The sequence below is a fragment of the Rhizobacter sp. P2_D12 genome (assembly GCF_056404395.1).
Map to the genome: position 1 here is coordinate 1 of NZ_JBFUEB010000115.1, position 18520 is coordinate 18520.

19 protein-coding genes are annotated in these 18520 nt (G+C 69.4%); 9 read left to right on the forward strand and 10 right to left on the reverse strand.

Translation table 11 applies throughout. The features are described from left to right. From AC1DYN_RS26990 to AC1DYN_RS27005, 4 genes are all read right to left on the reverse strand, one after another. Window positions 1-299 (reverse strand): phosphoadenosine phosphosulfate reductase domain-containing protein (locus tag AC1DYN_RS26990; protein ID WP_477964866.1); only part of this gene is annotated, 299 nt, incomplete at its 3' end. After that, window positions 296-1048: a phosphoadenylyl-sulfate reductase gene (locus AC1DYN_RS26995; RefSeq protein ID WP_477964868.1), complete on the reverse strand. Its 753-nt coding sequence runs from the start codon at window positions 1046-1048 to the stop codon at window positions 296-298. The genes AC1DYN_RS26995 and AC1DYN_RS26990, both read right to left, overlap by 4 nt. Then, a complete protein-coding gene (locus AC1DYN_RS27000) occupies window positions 1045-1578 on the reverse strand; it encodes a DUF934 domain-containing protein (protein WP_477964870.1) in 534 nt (177 codons plus the stop codon). The genes AC1DYN_RS26995 and AC1DYN_RS27000 overlap by 4 nt, the downstream gene beginning before the upstream one ends. Before the next feature lie 2 nt (window positions 1579-1580). Next, on the reverse strand, window positions 1581-3281 hold the full coding sequence (locus tag AC1DYN_RS27005) for a nitrite/sulfite reductase (protein WP_477964872.1): 1701 nt from the start codon (window positions 3279-3281) through the stop codon (window positions 1581-1583). 122 nt (window positions 3282-3403) lie between these two features. On the opposite strand from AC1DYN_RS27005, the gene AC1DYN_RS27010 reads away from it, so the two are divergent. Further along, window positions 3404-4381: a patatin-like phospholipase family protein gene (locus AC1DYN_RS27010; protein WP_477964874.1), complete on the forward strand. Its 978-nt coding sequence runs from the start codon at window positions 3404-3406 to the stop codon at window positions 4379-4381. A gap of 197 nt (window positions 4382-4578) precedes the next feature. On the opposite strand, the gene phaP is transcribed toward AC1DYN_RS27010, so the two are convergent. Further along, window positions 4579-5136, reverse strand: a complete 558-nt coding sequence (gene phaP, locus AC1DYN_RS27015; protein WP_477964876.1) for a TIGR01841 family phasin — start codon at window positions 5134-5136, stop codon at window positions 4579-4581. A 185-nt stretch (window positions 5137-5321) separates the two neighbouring features. Between phaP and AC1DYN_RS27020 the strand changes: the two genes are divergently transcribed. From AC1DYN_RS27020 to AC1DYN_RS27055, 8 genes are read left to right on the forward strand one after another with little or no spacing between them, the layout of a single operon-like run. After that, window positions 5322-6257, forward strand: a complete 936-nt coding sequence (locus AC1DYN_RS27020; RefSeq protein WP_477964878.1) for a histone deacetylase family protein — start codon at window positions 5322-5324, stop codon at window positions 6255-6257. Further along, a complete protein-coding gene (locus tag AC1DYN_RS27025) occupies window positions 6254-6703 on the forward strand; it encodes an acyl-CoA thioesterase (protein ID WP_477964880.1) in 450 nt (149 codons plus the stop codon). Before AC1DYN_RS27020 ends, AC1DYN_RS27025 begins: the two co-directional genes overlap by 4 nt. Beyond that, a complete protein-coding gene (locus AC1DYN_RS27030; protein WP_477964882.1) occupies window positions 6700-7410 on the forward strand; it encodes a nitroreductase in 711 nt (236 codons plus the stop codon). Before AC1DYN_RS27025 ends, AC1DYN_RS27030 begins: the two co-directional genes overlap by 4 nt. Further along, on the forward strand, window positions 7410-8735 hold the full coding sequence (locus AC1DYN_RS27035; protein WP_477964884.1) for a sodium:proton antiporter: 1326 nt from the start codon (window positions 7410-7412) through the stop codon (window positions 8733-8735). Before AC1DYN_RS27030 ends, AC1DYN_RS27035 begins: the two co-directional genes overlap by 1 nt. Before the next feature lie 9 nt (window positions 8736-8744). Next, the gene (locus AC1DYN_RS27040) at window positions 8745-9737 is read left to right on the forward strand and encodes a 2-hydroxyacid dehydrogenase (RefSeq protein WP_477964886.1); all 993 of its coding nucleotides are present in this window, start codon (window positions 8745-8747) and stop codon (window positions 9735-9737) included. Beyond that, window positions 9734-11224 carry an ABC transporter permease/substrate-binding protein gene (locus tag AC1DYN_RS27045; protein WP_477964888.1) on the forward strand — a complete coding sequence of 497 codons (1491 nt, stop codon included), beginning with the start codon at window positions 9734-9736 and terminating at the stop codon, window positions 11222-11224. Before AC1DYN_RS27040 ends, AC1DYN_RS27045 begins: the two co-directional genes overlap by 4 nt. 22 nt (window positions 11225-11246) lie before the next feature. Next, entirely contained in the window at window positions 11247-12641 is a 1395-nt protein-coding gene (locus AC1DYN_RS27050) for a DNA recombination protein RmuC (RefSeq protein ID WP_477964890.1), read from the forward strand. Between the two features lie 45 nt (window positions 12642-12686). Then, complete coding sequence (locus AC1DYN_RS27055; RefSeq protein ID WP_477964892.1) at window positions 12687-13829, forward strand: MFS transporter; 1143 nt, start codon at window positions 12687-12689, stop codon at window positions 13827-13829. A gap of 3 nt (window positions 13830-13832) precedes the next feature. On the opposite strand, the gene AC1DYN_RS27060 is transcribed toward AC1DYN_RS27055, so the two are convergent. The 5 genes from AC1DYN_RS27060 to AC1DYN_RS27080 form a co-directional block, all read right to left on the reverse strand. Then, complete coding sequence (locus tag AC1DYN_RS27060; protein ID WP_477964894.1) at window positions 13833-14462, reverse strand: glutaredoxin family protein; 630 nt, start codon at window positions 14460-14462, stop codon at window positions 13833-13835. A gap of 46 nt (window positions 14463-14508) precedes the next feature. Then, window positions 14509-16545, reverse strand: a complete 2037-nt coding sequence (locus AC1DYN_RS27065; protein ID WP_477964896.1) for a M3 family metallopeptidase — start codon at window positions 16543-16545, stop codon at window positions 14509-14511. A gap of 37 nt (window positions 16546-16582) precedes the next feature. Beyond that, complete coding sequence (gene folD, locus AC1DYN_RS27070) at window positions 16583-17437, reverse strand: bifunctional methylenetetrahydrofolate dehydrogenase/methenyltetrahydrofolate cyclohydrolase FolD (RefSeq protein WP_477964898.1); 855 nt, start codon at window positions 17435-17437, stop codon at window positions 16583-16585. 66 nt (window positions 17438-17503) lie between these two features. After that, a complete protein-coding gene (locus tag AC1DYN_RS27075) occupies window positions 17504-18127 on the reverse strand; it encodes a response regulator transcription factor (protein WP_047510729.1) in 624 nt (207 codons plus the stop codon). A gap of 10 nt (window positions 18128-18137) precedes the next feature. Beyond that, a partial coding sequence (locus tag AC1DYN_RS27080) for an ATP-binding protein (protein WP_477964900.1) occupies window positions 18138-18520 on the reverse strand: 383 nt, incomplete at its 5' end.

Below are 18520 nucleotides of genomic sequence, written 5' to 3' on the forward strand. Positions count from 1 at the left end.
TCGGCGACGCGGCGGTCGCGGAACTCGATCACTTCCGGGAAGTTGTGGCCGGTGTCCACGTGCAGCAGCGGGAACGGCAGGCGGCCCTTGAACTGCCCACTGGCGTCCTTGTTCTTGAAGGCCTTCTCGGCCAGGCGCAGCACCACGCACGAGTCCTTGCCGCCCGAGAACAGCAGGGCAGGGCGCTCGAACGCGGCCACCGTCTCGCGCAGGATGAAGATGGCTTCTTCCTCGAGCCAGTCGAGGTGGCTGTGGTCCAGCTGGGGCAGCAGTTGTTCCACGGTCAGCGGGGCATTCATGTCCGGTCTCCGATCATCGACACGGCAGCCTCTTCGGCGCCGTGCACATGCAGGCCGCATTCCTTGGCCTTCTCATCTTCCCACCACCAGCGGCCGGCGCGGAAATCCTCGCCGACGGCAATGGCACGCGTGCAGGGCGCGCAGCCGATGCTCGGCATGAACTGGTCGTGCAGCGGGTTGTAGGGCACCTCGCGGCTGGCGATGTAGTGCCACACGTCGTTCCAGCTCCAGTCGGCCAGCGGGCTGAACTTGGTGCGGCCCTTGTCGTCGGGTTCGCTGAACGGCACGTCGCCGCGGTTGTTCGACTGCTCGCGGCGCAGCCCCGTCACCCAGGCCGTGCGCTGCGCCAGCATGCGCGACAGCGGTTCGAGCTTGCGGATGCCGCAGCAGCCCTTGCGCAGCTCGATGCTCTCGTACATCGCACGCTCGCCGTGGTTCTTGACGAAATGGATCACCGCGTCGGCCTCGGGGCGGTACACCTCGACCGGCAGCCCGTAGCGCGCCTCGATGCGCGGGATCAGCGCGAGCGTCTCGGCATGCAACTGGCCGGTCTCGAGCGTGCCGATGGCAATCGGGATGCCGTGCTGCGCGATCAGGTCGGTCAGCACCATGTCCTCGGCGCCCAGGCTGGTCGCCTGCACGACGCGCCCGGGGTGCTCGGCCGCGGCCTGCTTCAGCACCTCGACCGCATGCGCGACGCGCGCATCGAACCCGGCCGTCTGCCGGGCGTACAGCGAGATGGCGCTCATATCGCGGAACCTGCCTGGTTGAACTCGCGGTTCGTGGTCTCCTGGCCCGGCGGGCGCTTGAACAGCGGCCGGTGCTCGTTCACGTCGGCCTGGTAGTGGCCGGGGAAGAAGTTCAGCGCGCGCTCGGCCACCTCGATCGACTGGTCGGCGCGCAGCGCGACGGCGTCGAAGCCGGTGCGCTGCAGCAGCGGCATCATGTCGACCAGCGCCTCGCCGGTGGCGCGCACCTCGCCGGCGAAGCGGTAGCGCGAGCGCAGCAGGCGCGCCTGGCTGTAGGCGCGGCCATCCACCCACTTCGGGAAATGCAGCGCGACCAGGCCCAGGCGCGGCAGGTCGTCGGCCAGGTCCTCGATGTCGGCGTCGTTCGGGAACTGCACGCCTACGGGCATGCCGGCCGGCCATGCGCTGCGCACGCTGTGCCATTGCGCAAGCGTCAGCAGGCTGTGCGGGGCCGGGGTGAGGGTGACCATCGGGCCGTCTTCTCCGGTGATGGTGTGCCAGGGATCGCGGGCGGTATCGATGAACTTCATGGTCAGGCCTTGGCGGTGCTGCGGCGCTGCGCGTTGGCGGCGCTCTTGAAGGGGTCGAGGCCGATGCGCGTCACGGTGTCGATGAAGCGCTCGGCCGCGCTGCTGCGCTGCTCGCGGTAGGTGTCGAGCACGGCCTCGATCACGTCGGGCACTTCGTCGGCCGCGAACGACGGGCCGATCACCTTGCCGGGCGTCGACTGGTGGCCGCTGATGGCCGAGCCGTCCAGGCCGCCCAGCGTCACCTGGTACCACTCGCTGCCGTCCTTGTCGACGCCGAGGATGCCGATGTGGCCGCTGTGGTGGTGGCCGCAGGAGTTGATGCAGCCGCTGATGTGCAGGTCGATGTCGCCGATGTCGTACAGCTCGTCGATGTCGTCGAAGCGCTCGGTGATGGCCGCCGCCACCGGGATCGAGCGCGCATTGGCCAGCGCGCAGAAATCGCCGCCGGGGCAGGCGATCATGTCGGTCAGCAGGCCGATGTTGGGCGTCGCGAAGCTCGCGCTGCGCGCCGCTTCCCACAGGGCATGGAGATCGGATTCGCGCACCCACGGCAGGACCAGGTTCTGGTCGTGCGACACGCGCAGCTCGCCCTGGCTGAAGCGGTCGGCCAGGCCCGCGGCCAGCTCCATCTGCGTGTCGGTGGCGTCGCCCGGGGCCTGGCCGGTGCGCTTGAGCGACAGCGTGACGCTGCGGTAACCCGCCAGCTGGTGCGCGTGCACGTTGCGCTCGAGCCAGCGCTGGAAGGCGGCGGGCGCGTCGGCCGGGACCTCGATGCGGCTGCCCGCGATCGGCGCAACGCCGGCCGGCGTCACGAAGTGGGCCGCGACGCGGTCGAACTCGGCCTGCGGGATGATCTGCTCGGTGCCGTCGCTGTCGAGCTCGAGGATCTTCTTGAACTCCTCGGCCACGTCGTCCAGGAAGCGCTGGCCTTCGGCCTTCACCAGGATCTTGATGCGCGCCTTGTACATGTTGTCGCGCCGGCCGTAGCGGTTGTAGACCCGCACGATGGCCTCGAGGTAGACGAGGATCTGCTGCCACGGCAGGAACTCGTTGATCACCGTGCCGATGACCGGCGTGCGGCCCATGCCGCCGCCGACCAGCACCTTGAAGCCGACCTCGCCGGCGTCGTTCTTCAGCAGCTGCAGGCCGATGTCGTGCCAGGCGATCGCGGCGCGGTCTTCCTTGGCGCCGCTGACGGCGATCTTGAACTTGCGCGGCAGGAACGCGAACTCGGGGTTCAGCGTGCTCCACTGGCGCAGGATCTCGCAGTACGGGCGGGGGTCGACGATCTCGTCGGCGGCGACGCCGGCGAAGCAGTCGCTCGTGATGTTGCGGATGCAGTTGCCGCTGGTCTGGATGCCGTGCATGCTGACCGAGGCCAGCAGGTCCATCACGTCGGCGGCCTTCGGCAGCGGGATCCAGTTGTATTGGCAGTTCTGGCGCGTCGTGAAGTGCGCGTAGCCGCGGTCGAACTCGCGCGCGATGCGCGCCAGCATGCGCAGCTGGTCGGAACTCAGCTCGCCGTACGGCACCGCGATGCGGGCCATCGGCGCGTGGCGCTGGATGTACCAGCCGTTCTGCAGCCGCAGCGCGCGGAATTCATCGTCGCCCAGCGTGCCGGCCAGGTTGCGCTGCAGCTGGTCGCGGAACTGAGCGGCACGTTGCTTGACGAATTGGGTGTCGAACGGGGTGTACTGGTACATGTCTGCGCAGCGCGTGGGAACCAGGGCGGAACTGTAGTGGCCCTATATATATGTAGAAAGAACAATTTTGTTGATTGGTTATTCGAGAGGGGGATAAGGAGGGGCCCTCCTAGAATCGCCGGATGCCTTTCTTCCTGCCTTCTGCCCTGGCCCGCCCGGCCGCGGTCCTCGCCCTTGTCGTTCTCGCCGGCTGCCAGACCGTCCCGTTGCCCCCACCGTCCACGCCCGCCTCGGGGCCGGCCACCGTGCCGCCCGTCGTGGTGGTCGTGCCGCCCGATGCCGCGGCATCGGCGCCGCCGGTCGTCATCCTCAAGCCGGCGCCCAAGCCGCCGCGCATCGGCCTGGCGCTCGGGGGCGGGGCGGCGCGCGGCTTTGCCCACATCGGCGTGATCCAGGTGCTGGAAGAGAACGGCATCAAGCCCGACCTCGTGGTCGGCACCTCGGCCGGCAGCCTGGTCGCGGCGCTGTATGCGTCGGGCAAGAACGGGCTGGCGCTGGCCGCGATGGCCGATTCGATGGACGAATCGGCGATCACCGACTGGGCCTTTCCGGGCCGCGGGCTGATCCGCGGCGAGGCGCTGGCGCGCTTCGTGCGCGACAACACCGGCGGGCGGACCATCGAGCAGATGCGCCTGCCGCTGGGCATCGTCGCGACCGACCTGGACAACGGTGCGCCGGTGCTGTTCCAGCGCGGCGATCCAGGCATCGCGGTGCGCGCGTCGAGCGCGGTGCCGGCGGTGTTCCAGCCGGTCAAGATCGGCTCCCGGGAGTACGTGGACGGCGGCCTGGTGTCGCCGGTGCCGGTGCGCTTTGCGCGTCAGATGGGCGCCGACCTGATCATCGCGGTCGACATTTCGGCGGTGCCGGATGGCGCCGAGACCGGCGACCCGATGCGCATGCTGCTGCAGACCTTCGCGATCATGAGCCGCAGCATCAACAGCTTCGAGCTGCGCGAGGCCGACGTGGTCATGCGGCCGAAGTTGCCGGGGGTGTCGTCGGCCGACTTCGCGGCCCGCAAGCGCTCGATCCAGGCCGGGCGCGAGGTGGCGCTGACGATGCTGAACGAGCTGAAGCTGCGGATCGCGGCCAAGACGCACTGAGGGCGCACCGAGGGCCGCGCCGGGATTCGGTGGCCCAAAAACAAACGGCCCGGTATCGCTACCGGGCCGAAGGTACCTGGAATGAAGAATTCGCGCGGTACCGAGGAGACAACCTTTCAGGGAGACCGCAGGCATTGCGCCCTGCGGTAACTCTCAGATGAAGGGTCGCTGGATAAGTTCAAGGCCTGCGCAAAAAATCAGGCGGCGGTGCGCTTGCCCTTCGGGGTGGCGGCTTGCGTGGCCTTGACGGCGCTGGCGCTCAGTGCCTGGATGTTGGCTTCTGCGACGCTGGCGGCTTGTTCAGCGGCCTTGTGCAGGCTTTCGTAGGCGTTGCTGGTGGTGGCGACGGCCGACTTGAACAGCGCGACGACATTCTCGGTGCCCGCCGGGGCGTTCTTCACGGCGGTGTCGACCACGGCCATGAACTTCTGCTGGGCTTCGGCGGCTTGCGCTTCGGCGACCTTGCCGATGTCGGCATTGGTGCTGGCGGCGATGTCGTACAGGTGGCGGCCATAGGCGGCAGCCTTCTCGGCGGCCGGCTGCAGCAGGCTGGCTTGCAGCGACAGCAGTTCTTGCGCGTCCTTCACCGACAGGGCTGCCGTGGTGTTGGCGGCGGCTTCGCCGAGCGCGGTCTTGGCAACCTGCAGGTTCAGTTCGACGAGCTTCTCGACGCCTTCGAACGCCTTGCCGGTCAGGCCGAAGAGCGTTTCGATGTTGGTCTTGTGGGCGGCGATCAATTGTTCAGCGGTCAGCATGTGGAATCTCCATTGGGATAGAAAAAGGGGACTGCGCCTGACACAGTGACTTTGTTGCACTGCACCATGAGCTGAAGTATACGGGGCGATCGGCAGATTACAAGTTGTTTTTGCTGCATTGCAGCAATCTAGATGCGGACGCCCAATTCGTGAGGTCCGGGCAGGTCTCGGCACAATCGGCGGCGATGCAAGCCTTCCACTCGGACCACTTCGTGCTGCCCCTGCCGGAAGGCCACCGCTTTCCGATGCAGAAGTACCGGCTGCTGCGCGAGGCGGCCGAATCGGTGCCGGGGCTGCAGCTGCAGGAGGCCCTCGCCGCGACCGATGGCGAGCTGGCGCTGGCCCACACCCCCACCTATGTCACGGCGGTGGCCGAAGGGCTGCTGAGCCCGGCGCAGCAGCGCGAGATCGGTTTCCCGTGGACGCCGCGCATGGTCGAGCGCGCGCGGCGCTCGGTCGGCGCCACCATCGCCGCGGCCCGCAGCGCATTGACCGCCGGCCTTGCCGCCAACCTGGCCGGGGGCACGCACCATGCCTATGCCGACAAGGGCGCCGGCTACTGCGTCTTCAACGACGTGGCCGTCGCCGCCCGCCTGATGCAGGCCGAATGGCACCGGCACCACCGGGCGCTGTTGCGCGTCGCGGTGATCGACCTGGACGTGCACCAGGGCAACGGCACCGCGGCGATCTTCCGCGACGATCCGACCGTGTTCACGCTGTCGCTGCACGGTGAGCGCAACTTCCCGTTCCGCAAGGAAGACAGCGACCTCGACGTCGCGCTGCCCGACGGCTGCCGCGATGCCGACTACCTGGCGGCACTCGACGCCGCGCTGGCCGAGCTGTGGCGCCGGCACGCCGATGCGCCGCCCGGCCTGGTCTTCTACCTCGCCGGTGCCGACCCGCACGAAGGCGATCGCCTCGGGCGCCTGAAGCTCAGCGCCGCCGGCCTCGCCGAACGCGATCGCCGCGTGTTCGAAGCCGCGCGCCGGCGCCGCATCCCGGTCGCGGTCAGCATGGCCGGCGGCTATGGCCGCGACATCGCCGACACCGTCGCGGTGCAGCTCACGACACTGCGCGAGGCACTGGCCAGCCAGCAGCAATGGAACAATGCGGCGCCATGAGCAGCAGCACCTCTTCCCGCCCGCAGCCCGAATCGCGCGATGCCTACCGGCACTTCACGTCGCTCACCACGCGCTGGATGGACAACGACGCCTACGGCCACGTCAACAACGTCGTCTACTACAGCCTGTTCGACACAACGGTGAACCGCTACCTGATCGAGGCCGGCGCGCTCGACATCCATGCCGGCCGCACCATCGGCCTGGTGGTCGAGACGCACTGCAACTACTTCGCGCCGATCGCGTTCCCGCAGGCGGTGGATGCGGGGCTGCGCGTCGCGCAGGTCGGCAGCTCCAGCGTGCGCTACGAGATCGCCCTGTTCGCCGCCGGCGAGCCGCTCAGCGCGGCGCGCGGCCATTTCGTGCATGTCTACGTCGACCGCGACACGCGCCGCCCGGTGGCGCTGCCGCCGCCCCTGATCCAAGCCCTCGAAGGATTGCGCCCGTGACCTCGCCCGCCGTACCGACCCCCGAACAGACCGCCCTCGTCGACCACGCCATCGAGACGCGCCGCTCGTTGCGCGCCTTCCTGCCGACACCGGTGCCGCGCGAGACCCTCGAGGAGATCCTGCGCGTCGCCGCGCGCGCGCCCTCGGGCACCAACACCCAGCCCTGGAAGGTCTACGTGCTGACCGGCGAGCCGCTGCAGGCCTTGTCGCGCGACATCATGGCCGTCTACGACGATCCGGCCGTCGCGGCGCAACACCGCGAGGAATACGCCTACTACCCGGTCGAGTGGCGCCCGCCCTACATCGACCGCCGCCGCAAGGTCGGCTGGGACCTGTACGGCCTGCTCGGCATCGCCAAGGGCGACAAGCCGCGCATGCATGCGCAGCATGGCCGCAACTACGTGTTCTTCGACGCCCCGGTCGGCCTGATGTTCACGATCGACCGCGTGATGCAGCAGGGCAGCTGGCTCGACTATGGCATGTTCCTGCAGAACATCATGGTGGCGGCGCGCGCCCGCGGCCTCGACACCTGCCCGCAGGCGGCGTTCACGCAGTTCCACCGCATCATCCTGCCGCGGCTCGGCGCGGGCGAGGACGAGATGCTGGTATGCGGCATGTCGCTCGGCTTCGCCGACCCCGAGGCGGTCGAGAACACGCTGGTCACCGAGCGAGAGCCGGTGGCGGGCTTCACGCGCTTCCTCGGCTGATGCTGTCGCCGCTGTGGGGCCTGCCGTTCGCGGGCCTCCTGCTGTCGATGGCGCTGCTGCCGCTGCTGGCACCGGCCTTCTGGCAGCGCCACGACGGCAAGGTCGTCGCGGCCTGGGCGCTGGCCTGGCTGCTGCCGGCCGCGGCGGTGTTCGGCGTGGCCTCCGCGTGGCACGGCCTGGTGCATGCGCTGGTGGCCGAGTACATCCCGTTCATCGTGCTCCTCACCGCGCTGTTCGTCGTGGCCGGCGGCATCTTCGTGCGCGGCAACCTGCGCGGCAGCCCAGGCGTCAACGTCGCGCTGATGGCGATCGGCGCGGCACTGGCCAGCGTGATGGGCACGACCGGCGCGTCGATGCTGATGATCCGGCCGCTGATCCGGGCCAACGACCACCGGCGCTCGGCCGCGCACGTGATCGTGTTCTTCATCTTCATCGTGTCGAATGCCGGTGGCGCGCTGACGCCGCTGGGCGACCCGCCGCTGTTCCTCGGCTTCCTGCAGGGCGTGTCGTTCTTCTGGACGCTGCAGCACCTGCTGCCGCACACGCTGTTCCTGGTCGGGGCGCTGCTCGCGATCTTCTGGCTCATCGACCGCCACCACCAGCGGCACGATCCGCCGCCGCAGGCGGACCCGACCCCGCCGACGCGCGGCTTCGGCGTCGAGGGCCGCATCAACCTCGGGCTGCTGGCCGGCATCGCGGGGCTGATCCTGCTGAGCGGGCTGTGGCAGGGCGGGGTGGCGCTCCGCGTCGCCGGCGTCGAGGTCCACTGGCAGGGCCTGGTCCGCGACACCGGCCTGCTCGCGGTCATCGGCCTGTCGCTGTGGCTCACGCCGGCCGCGGCGCACCGCCAGAACCAGTTCAGCTTCGGCCCCATCATCGAGGTGGCGAGGCTGTTCGCCGGTATCTTCCTGACCATCATCCCGGTGATCGCGATGCTGCGCGCCGGCGTCGACGGGCCGTTCGGCGCCATCATTGCCGCCGTCACCGGCGCGGATGGCCAACCGCGGCCAGGGATGTATTTCTGGGCGGCCGGCGGACTCTCGTCATTTCTGGACAATGCGCCGACCTACCTGGTGTTCTTCAACGCCGCCGGCGGCGATGCGCAGCAGCTGATGACGCGCCTGGCGCCGACGCTGGTGGCGATCTCGGCCGGGTCGGTGTTCATGGGTGCCAATTCGTACATCGGCAACGCACCCAACCTGATGGTGAAGGCCGTGGCCGAAAGCCGCGGCATCCGGATGCCGGGCTTCTTCGGCTACATGGCCTGGGCCATGGCCGTGCTGATGCCCTTGTTCGTGTTGATGTCGTTGATCTGGTTCTTCTGAAGGAGTGACATGAAGCCTGCCGTCCTGGTGTCCCGTGCCGTGTTCCCCGACGTCGTCGAGCGCCTGCGTGCGCACTTCACCGTCGAGGACAACCCCGACGACCGCATCTACACGAAGGCCGAGCTGATCCGGCGCCTGGCCGGCAAGGCCGGCGTGTTCGCGACCGGCAGCGAGCGCTTCGATGCCGAGGTGCTCGATGCCAACCCGCAGCTGAAGGCGGTGTGCAACATGGCGGTCGGCTACAACAACATCGACGTCGACGCCTGCACCGCGCGCGGCGTGCTGTGCACCAACACGCCCGACGTGCTGACCGACACCACGGCCGACTTCGGCTTCGCGCTGATGATGGCCGCGGCGCGTCGCATCGCCGAGTCCGAGCACTACCTGCGCCGCGGCGACTGGAAGAAGTGGTCCTACGACATGTTCACCGGCAGCGACGTGCACGGCGCGACGCTGGGCATCCTCGGCATGGGCCGCATCGGGCAGGGCATCGCGCGGCGCGGCGCGCACGGCTTCGGCATGAACGTGATCTACCACAACCGGTCGCGGCTGGCGCCCGAGGTCGAGGCCGAGTGCCGCGCCCGCTACGTCAGCAAGGAGTCGCTGCTGCGCGACGCCGACCACTTGGTGCTGGTGCTGCCGTACTCGCAGTCTTCGCACCACGCCATCGGTGCCGCCGAGCTGGCGCAGATGAAGCCGAGCGCGACGCTGACCAACGTCGCGCGCGGCGGCATCGTCGACGACGCGGCGCTGGCGCAGGCGCTGGCCGCGCGGCAGATCGCGGCGGCCGGCCTCGACGTCTACGAAGGCGAGCCGGCCCTGAATCCCGCGCTGCTGGAGCTGCCGAACGTGGTGCTGACGCCGCACATCGCCAGCGCCACGGTGGCGACGCGGCGCGCGATGGCTGGCCTCGCGGCCGACAACCTGATCGCGGCACTCGGCTTCGGGCCGCTGGCCGGCAAGCCGCCGACGCCGATCAATCCGCAGGTGCTGCAGGCATGAAGGCGCTGCGCGCCGCGGCCTTCGCGTTGCTGATGGCTTGCGGTGCGCATGCGCTGGCCGCCGACCCGGTCGTCGTCGGCTCCAAGCGCTTCACCGAGTCCTACGTGCTCGGCGAGATCGTGCGCCTGAGCTACGAGCGCGCCGGCATCCCCGCGACGCACAGGCAGGGCCTGGGCAACACCGGCATCCTGGAGCAGGCGCTGAAGAGCGGCGCGGTCGACGTCTACCCCGAATACACCGGCACCATCGTGCGCGAGCTGCTGAAGCGCGAGGGCAACCCGTCGCTCGACGAGCTGAACGGCTGGCTCGCGCCGCGCGGCCTGAAGGCCGCCATCCCGCTCGGCTTCAACGACACCTATGCGCTCGCGATGCTCGAATCCCAGGCCGACAAGCTCGGCATCGCGAGCATCTCCGACCTGCGCAAGCCGCAGGCGGCCGGCCTGCACCTGGGGCTGTCGCACGAATTCCTCGAGCGCGCCGACGGCTGGCCGGCGCTGAAGACCGCCTACCAACTCGGGTTCGACAAGCCGGCCGGGCTGGACCACGGCCTGGCCTACGACGCGATCGCGGCCGGCCGCGTCGACCTGATCGACATCTACAGCACCGATGCCAAGGTGGCGCGCTACAAGCTGCGCGTGCTGAAGGACGACGTCGGCTTCTTCCCGAAGTACGACGCGGTGCTGCTGATGCGCGCGAGCCTCGACCCGGCGCCGCTGCAAGCGCTGGCCGGGCGCATCGACGAGGCGGCGATGATCTCGCTGAATGCGCAGGTCGAGCTCGACGGCAAGAGCTTCGCCGAGGTCGCGCGGCAGTTCATGTCGGGCAGCGCCGCCCCCGCCGCCCGGCCGGTCACCTTCCTGCAGCGCCTGTTCGCGCCGGATTTCGGCCGCCTTGCCGGGCAGCACCTGCTGCTGGTGTTCGGCTCGCTCGCGGTGGCGGTGCTGGTGGGCGTGCCGCTCGGCGTGGCCGCATGGCGCTGGCCGCGCAGCACCGGCCTGGTGATGGGTGCGGTGTCGGTGCTGCAGACCGTGCCGTCGCTCGCGCTGCTGGCCTTCCTGATCGCGGTGGTCGGCAGCATCGGGCTGCTGCCGGCGCTGATCGCGCTGTTCCTGTATGCGCTGCTGCCGATCGTGCGCAACACGCACGCCGGGCTGCACGGCGTGTCCGACGGCCTGGCGCAGGCGGCCCTGTCGCTGGGCATGACGAAGCGCCAGGCGCTGCGCCACGTGCAGTTGCCGCTGGCCGCGCCGACGCTGCTGGCCGGCATCAAGACCGCGGCGGTGATCAACGTCGGCACCGCCACCGTCGCGGCCTTCATCGGCGCCGGCGGCTTCGGCGAGCGCATCGTCGCCGGGCTGGCGGTCAACGACACCGGCGCGATGCTGGCCGGCGCGCTGCCGGCGGCGGTGCTGGCGCTGGCGGTGCAGTACGGCTTCGATGCGGTCGAGAAGCGGTTGCTGCCTGTCCCACTGCGCACCTCGGCATAGCGGGTGCTGCGAGAATGGCGGGATGCTCCTCGACTGGATTTCGCTCGCACTGCTCGTCGTTGTCCTGCTGTTGATACTGTGGCTCGCGCTGCGACGGCCCCCCGAAGCCGGCACCGAACGCCTGGAACGCGAACTGCGCGACGAGGTGGCGCGCAGCGCGCAGGGCACGCGCCAGGAACTGGGCCAGACGCTCGCGAGCTTCCAGCAGACGCTGCTGGCGCAGCAGGGCGACGTGGCCCGCACGCAGAACGAGCAGATCGACAGCTTCCGCACTCAGCTCGCCGCGACCCAGCAGGCGCAGGACGCGACCCTCGCGCGCCTGGCCGAGCAGCAGGCCAATGCGCTGAAGCGCTTTGCCGACACGCTGTCCGACCAGCTGCGCATGCTGTCGCAGTCGAACGACCAGCGGCTCACCGAGATGCGCGGCGCGGTCGAGCAGAAGCTGTCGGCGATCCAGGCCGACAACGAGAAGAAGCTCGAGCAGATGCGCGCGACGGTCGACGAGAAACTGCATGCCACGCTCGAGCAGCGCCTGGGCGAGAGCTTCAAGCTGGTGGCCGACCGGCTCGACCAGGTGCACAAGGGCCTGGGCGAGATGCAGAACCTGGCGCGCGACGTCGGTTCGCTGAACCGGGTGCTGACCAACGTCAAGACGCGCGGCATCTTCGGCGAGGTGCAGCTGGCCGGGCTGCTGGAACAGGTGTTCACGCCCGAGCAGTACGCCGTCAACGTCGAGACGGTGCCGGGAAGCGGTGCGCGGGTCGAGTTCGCGATCCGGTTGCCGGGCCAGCGGGTCGACGGCGTCGCGCTGTGGCTGCCGATCGACGCGAAGTTCCCGCGCGAGGACTACGAGCGCCTGCTCGACGCCCAGGACCGCGCCGACCCGGTGGCGGTCGAGGTGGCCGGCAAGGCGATCGAGACGCGGCTGCGGCTGGAGGCCAAGGCGATCCGCGACAAGTACGTGTCGCCGCCGCACACCACCGACTTCGGCATCCTGTTCGTGCCGACCGAGGGCCTGTACGCCGAGGCGCTGCGCCGGCCGGGGCTGGTCGAATCGATGCAGCGCGAGCACCACGTGATGCTGGCCGGGCCCACCACCTTGCTTGCGACGCTGAACAGCCTGCAGATGGGCTTTCGCACGCTGGCGCTGGAGAAGCGCTCGGTCGAGGTGTGGGAGGTGCTGGGCGCGGTGAAGACCGAGTTCGCGAAGTTCGGCGACGTGCTGGCCAAGACCAAGAAGAAGCTCGACGAGGCCAGCAACACCATCGACCAGGCGCAGACGCGGGCCAACGTGATGGCGCGCAAGCTGAAGTCGGTCGAGGCGGTCACCGAGACGCATGCACAGGCCCTGCTGCCGCTGGCCTTGCCGCGCGACGACGACGCCATCGTTCCCGATCTGCCGGAGAGCGACGCGTGATGGCCCAACCCCGAAGCGCCTTCGGCGCTCCCCCTCACTGCTGACATGGCGCAGTTTTCGCGGCCCTTGTTGGCGCTGATCCTCGGGCAGATCAGCCTGCATTCCTGCATGGCGGGGGTGCGCATGGCAGCACCTCTGCAGGCGCTGAAGCAAGGCCAGGCGGAATGGGCAGTGGGGCTGCTGATGGCGCTGTTCGCCGCGGCGCCGGTGCTGCTCTCGCTGCCCGCGGGGCGGCTGGCCGACCGGCGCGGCTACCACGTGCCGCTGAGGTTGGGCATCGGGCTGTCGCTGGCCGGCGGCGCGCTGGCGGCCATCAGCAGCCACTACGTCGCGATGTGCCTGGCCGCGATCCTGACCGGCGCCGGCGCGAACTTCGGGTTGATCACGATCCAGCGCACGGCCGGCCGCATGGCCGGCGACGCGACCGAACGCATCCGGGTCTTCAGCTGGCTGGGCCTGGCGCCCGCATTGTCGAACGTGATCGGCCCGGTGACGGCGGGGGCGCTGATCGACCTGATGGGCTTCCGCGCCGCGTTCGGCTTGCTGATGCTGATGCCGCTGGCGGCCCTGGTGTCGTCGCGCTACGTGCCGGTCGAGGCCGACGCGCCGCGCCCGCCCGGCGCGGTGCAGCGCCAGGGCTCCTGGGACCTGCTGCGCTCGGCACCGCTGCGCCGGCTGCTGCTGGTCAACTGGCTGCTGTCGGCCAGCTGGGACGTGCATTCCTTCGTCGTGCCCATCCTCGGCCATGAGCGCGGGCTGAGCGCGGCGACGATCGGCCTGGTCCTCGGGCTGTTCGCGGCGTCGGTGGCGGGGGTGCGGCTGCTGATCCCGGTGCTGGCGCACCGGCTGAGCGAATCGCAGGTGCTGGCCGGCGCGATGCTGTGGACCGCCGCGGTGTTCGCCGTCTACCCGTTCGTGCAGTCGGCCTGGTTGATGGCCTGCTGCGCGTCGCTGCTCGGGCTGTCGCTGGGCGCGGTGCAGCCGATGGTGATGTCGACGCTGCACCACATCACGCCGCACGAGCGGCACGGCGAGGCGATCGCCTTCCGTTCGATGGCGCTGAACGGGTCGAGCACCGTGATGCCGCTGCTGTTCGGCGCTTTCGGCGCGGCGCTGGGAGCCGCGTCGCTGTTCTGGATGATGGGCCTGGCCGTCGGAGCCGGCAGCTGGCAGGCGCGAAGGATCTGAGGCCTAGAACTTGATGCCGGCCGGGTTGCTGCCGTCGGCGGCCGGCTGGGTCGGCCGGGCTGCCGGGGCCGCGGGACGCTGCGCCGGCGTGGCGGCCTGCTTGGGCTCCGTCAGCGGCGTCGCGCTGCCCTGCGGGAAGTTCGCCGGCAGCTTCGATTCCTTCGGGTACGCGGCCGCATCCAGGTAGCTCGTCCACTCTTCACGCTGGTAGCCGCGCAGCACCTGCGCGCCGACCGTCAGCGCCGGCAGGTCGCGCGTGCCGGCGATGCGGTTTAGCGCGTCGGCGTCCTCGACCGTGCCGACCGATCGCTCGGCAAAGGGGATGCCGCGCTGGCGCAGCAACTGGCGGCCGCTGTCGCACGGTGCGCAGTCCTTGGTCGTGTACAGCGTCACCGGGTAGCGCTGCGCCGCCTGGCGAAGCTCGAGCGGCAACGCGACGTCGCTCGACACGCCGCCGCCGGCACCGACCGTCTGGACCTTGCTGTCGGTGGTGATGGCCGGCCGGTCGGTGTAGGTCACCTTGCCGTCCGGGCCGACGACCTTGTACAGCGCGTGTGCCGGCAGTGCGGCGAACAGCCCGGCCAGCAAGGCGGGCGCCGCCAGGCGGAAGCTGCGGAAAGGACGAGAGGTCATGGGTGCTCCAACAACGTGGGATGTGTTTGCGCCGGAATTTACTGCATCAGGCCATGCCTTGATGTCGCAGCAGCGCATCAATGCTCGGCTCGCGGCCGCGGAAGGCCTTGAAACTCTCCATCGCCGGGCGGCTGCCGCCGGCCTCGAGGATGGCCTGGCGGTAGCGCCGCCCCGTGGGAATGTCGAGCGCGCCGGCTTCCTCGAAGGCGCTCCAGGCGTCGGCGCTCAGCACCTCGGCCCACTTGTAGCTGTAGTAGCCGGCCGCGTAACCGCCGGAAAAGATGTGTGAGAAGCCGTGCTGGAAGCGGTTGAAGCGCGGCGGCACTAGCACCGCCACCTCGGCGCGCACCTCGTCGAGCAGGCCCTGGATGTCGGCCTGCGAGCCCGGCTCGGCATGCAGCCGCATGTCGAACAGCGAGAACTCGATCTGCCGCAGCGTCTGCAACCCGCTCTGGAAGTTCTTGGCCGCCAGCATCTTGTCGAACAGCGCACGCGGCAGCGGCTCGCCGGTGTCGACGTGGGCCGTCAGCCGCTTGAGCACGTCCCATTCCCAGCAGAAGTTCTCCATGAACTGGCTGGGCAGTTCGACCGCATCCCACTCGACGCCGGAGATGCCGGCCACGCCGACGTCGTTCACCTGCGTCAGCATGTGGTGCAGCCCGTGGCCGAACTCGTGGAACAGCGTCGTCACGTCGTCGTGCGTCAGCAGCGCCGGGCGGCGCTTGCCGTCGACCTCGACCGGCGACGCGAAGTTGCACACCAGGTGCGCCACCGGCGTCTGCGTGCGGCCGTCCGGGCGCGCCCAGCGGCCGCAGACGTCGTCCATCCAGGCGCCCGGGCGCTTGCCGGGGCGCGCATACGGATCGAGGTAGAACTGGCCGATCAGCTCGCCCTGGCGTTCGATGCGGAAGAAGCGCACGCCCGGGTGCCAGACCGGCGCGCTGTCGGAGCGGATGCTGACCTCGAACAAGGTCTCGATGATGCGGAACAGCCCGTCCAGCACCTTGGTCTCGGTGAAGTAGGGCTTGACCTCCTGGTCGCTGAAGGCATAGCGACGCTCCTTCAGCTTCTCGCTGGCATAGGGGAAATCCCAGGCCTGCAGGTCGGACAGCCCGAGCTCGGTGCGGGCGAACTCGCGCAGCTCGGCCAGGTCGCGCTCGGCATAGGGACGGGCGCGTTGCGCCAGGTCGCGCAGGAAGCCCGTGACCTGCTGCGGCGTGTCGGCCATCTTCGGCACCAGCGACACCTCGGCGAAGCTCGCGTAGCCGAGCAGCCGGGCCTCTTCCTGGCGCAGGTCGAGCAGCTCGCGCATCACCGGGCTGTTGTCGCGCTCGGGCGGGCCGGCTTCGCTGGCGCGGGTGACGTAGGCGACGTACAGCTTCTCGCGCAGCGCGCGGTTGCTGCCGTACTGCATCACCGGGAAGTAGCTCGGGAAGTGCAGCGTGATCTTGTGGCCCGGCTGGCCGTCGGCCTCGGCCGCGGCGCGCGCGGCCGCCACCACGTCGGCCGGCACGCCGTCCAGCTCGTCGGCGCCGACGTACAGCGAGAAGCCGTCGGTGGCATCGAGCACGTGCTCGGAATAGCTCTGCGACAGCGTGGCCAGCCGGTCCTGGATCTGCGCGTAGCGCTCGCGGTCGGGGCCCTTCAGCTCGGCACCGGACAGCACGAAGTCGCGCATCGCGTTCGACAGCGCCTGGCGGCGCGGCGCGCTCAGCGCGGCGGCGGCCGGGCCGGCGGCGATGGCCTTGTACTTGGCATACAGGCGCTCGTCGGCGCCCAGCCGGGTGTGGAATTCGGTGACGGCAGGCAACTGCTCGTTGTAGGCCGCCCGCAATTCGGGCGTGTCGGCGACGGCCGTCAGGTGGTGCACGGCGCCCCAGGCACGGCCCAGGCGTTCGGTGGCGACGTCGAGCACGGCCGACATCGCGTCGTAGTCGGCCGGCACCTCGTCGCCGGTGACACGGTCGAGCGCCGCATCGGCCTCGGCCAGCAACTGGGCCATCGCGGGCGCGACGTGCACCGCGCGGATCGCGGAGAAGTCGAGCAGGGCGTCGGGTACGAGGAGCGGGTTGATCTCGGTCATGTCTGCCTTCCCTTTCAATTGTTGTGCCACCCTGGACTCAAACCGCTGCAAAACGTTCTGCCGCCTCCATGGTGTTGACCAGGAGCATCGCACGGGTCATGGGCCCGACGCCACCCGGCACCGGCGTGATCCAGCCCGCGACCTGCGAGACGCCGTCGAAGTCGACATCTCCTGCCAGCTTGCCGTCGTCCTTGCGGTTCATGCCGACATCGATCACGACCGCGCCCGGCTTGACCATGTCGGCGGTGAGCACATTGCGCTTGCCGACCGCCGCGACGACGACGTCGGCATCGCGGGTGTGGCGGCCGATGTCGGGCGTCCCGCTGTGGCAGATGGTGACGGTGGCGTTGGCCTGCAAGAGCAGCATCGCCATCGGCTTGCCGACGGTGTTGCTGCGGCCGATCACGACGGCATTCCTGCCGCGCAGCGGCAGCCCGGTGGTGGCGATCAGCTTCATGCAGCCGTAGGGCGTGCAGGGCAGGAAGCCGGGGCGGCCGACCATCAGCGCACCGGCGCTCTGCACGTGGAAGCCGTCGACGTCCTTGAGCGGCGAGATCGCCTCGATCACCTTCTGCGGGTCGATGTGCCGGGGCAGCGGCATCTGCACCAGGATGCCGTGGATGGACGGGTCGGCGTTCAGCGCGGCGATGCGCGCCAGCAGCTCGCTTTCCGACAACGACGCGTCGTACTTCTCGAGCACCGAGCGCACGCCGCTGGTCTCGCAATCGTTGACCTTGTGCTTCACGTAGACCTGCGAGGCCGGGTCGTCGCCGACCAGGATCACCGCCAGGCCGGGCTGGCGCCCGCGGGCGGTGAGGGCGGCGGCGCGCTGGGCCACCTCGGCGCGGATCGTCTTGGCGAGGGCGTTGCCATCGATCAGTTGTGCGGTCATCGGGTTGCTGCTTCCGGAAACGAAAAAGGCCGCTGGGGAACAGCGGCCTTGGGTCTGGGATTCGGTTTATGCCTTGGCCTGGGCGCCGAGGGCAATCTTGAGGAGGTCTGCCACCGTGTTGGCGTTCAGCTTCTCCATGATGTTGGCGCGGTGCGCCTCGACCGTCTTGATGCTGATGCCCAGGTCGTCGGCGATCTGCTTGTTCAGCCGGCCGGCGACGATGCGCTCGAGCACCTGGGCCTCGCGCGTGGTCAGGCGCGACAGCAGCGCATCGCGGCTGGCGGCTTCCTGGTGGTGCGAGAAGGCACTGCGCGCCTGGTCGAGCATGCGCTCGACGAGGCCGAGCAACTCTTCTTCCTTGAAGGGTTTCTCGATGAAGTCCATCGCGCCCTTCTTCATCGTCGTGACCGCCATCGGCACGTCGCCGTGGCCGGTGATGAAGACGACGGGCAGCGGCGATTTGCGTTCCAGCAGCCGGTCCTGCAGTTCCAGGCCGCTCATGCCGTCCATGCGGATGTCGGCGATCAGGCAGGCGACCTCGCGGGGGTCGAAGCGCGACAGGAAGGACTCCGACGAATCGAAGCACTTGACGCGGTAGTCCTTGCCTTCGAGCAGCCATTGCAGCGAGTCGCGCACGGCTTCGTCGTCGTCGACCACATAGACCGTCCCTTTTTTCGGAATCAAGCTCATCGATGCAGTCTCATGGCAGCGCCGGTTCGAGGCCGGCAGATTTGGCGGTTTCCACAGGCAGCGTGAAGCTGAAGCGGCACCCGACGGCGAGGTCGCCATTGTATAAGTTCTGCGCCCGGATACGGCCGCGATGGCTCTCGATGATGGAGCGGCACAGGGACAACCCGATGCCCAGCCCTTCGGCCTTGGTCGAGAAGAAGGCCTCGTAGAGCCGCGCGATGACTTCTTCCTTCAGGCCCGGGCCGCTGTCGGTGACGCTGAACTCGATCACGCCGCCTTCTTCCGGCGTGTGCCGGGGCACCACGCGCAGCTCGATGTTGCGGCGCGCCTGCGGCAGCCCGGCCGAGTCGATCGCCTCGGCGGCGTTCTTCAGCAGGTTCAGCACCACCTGCT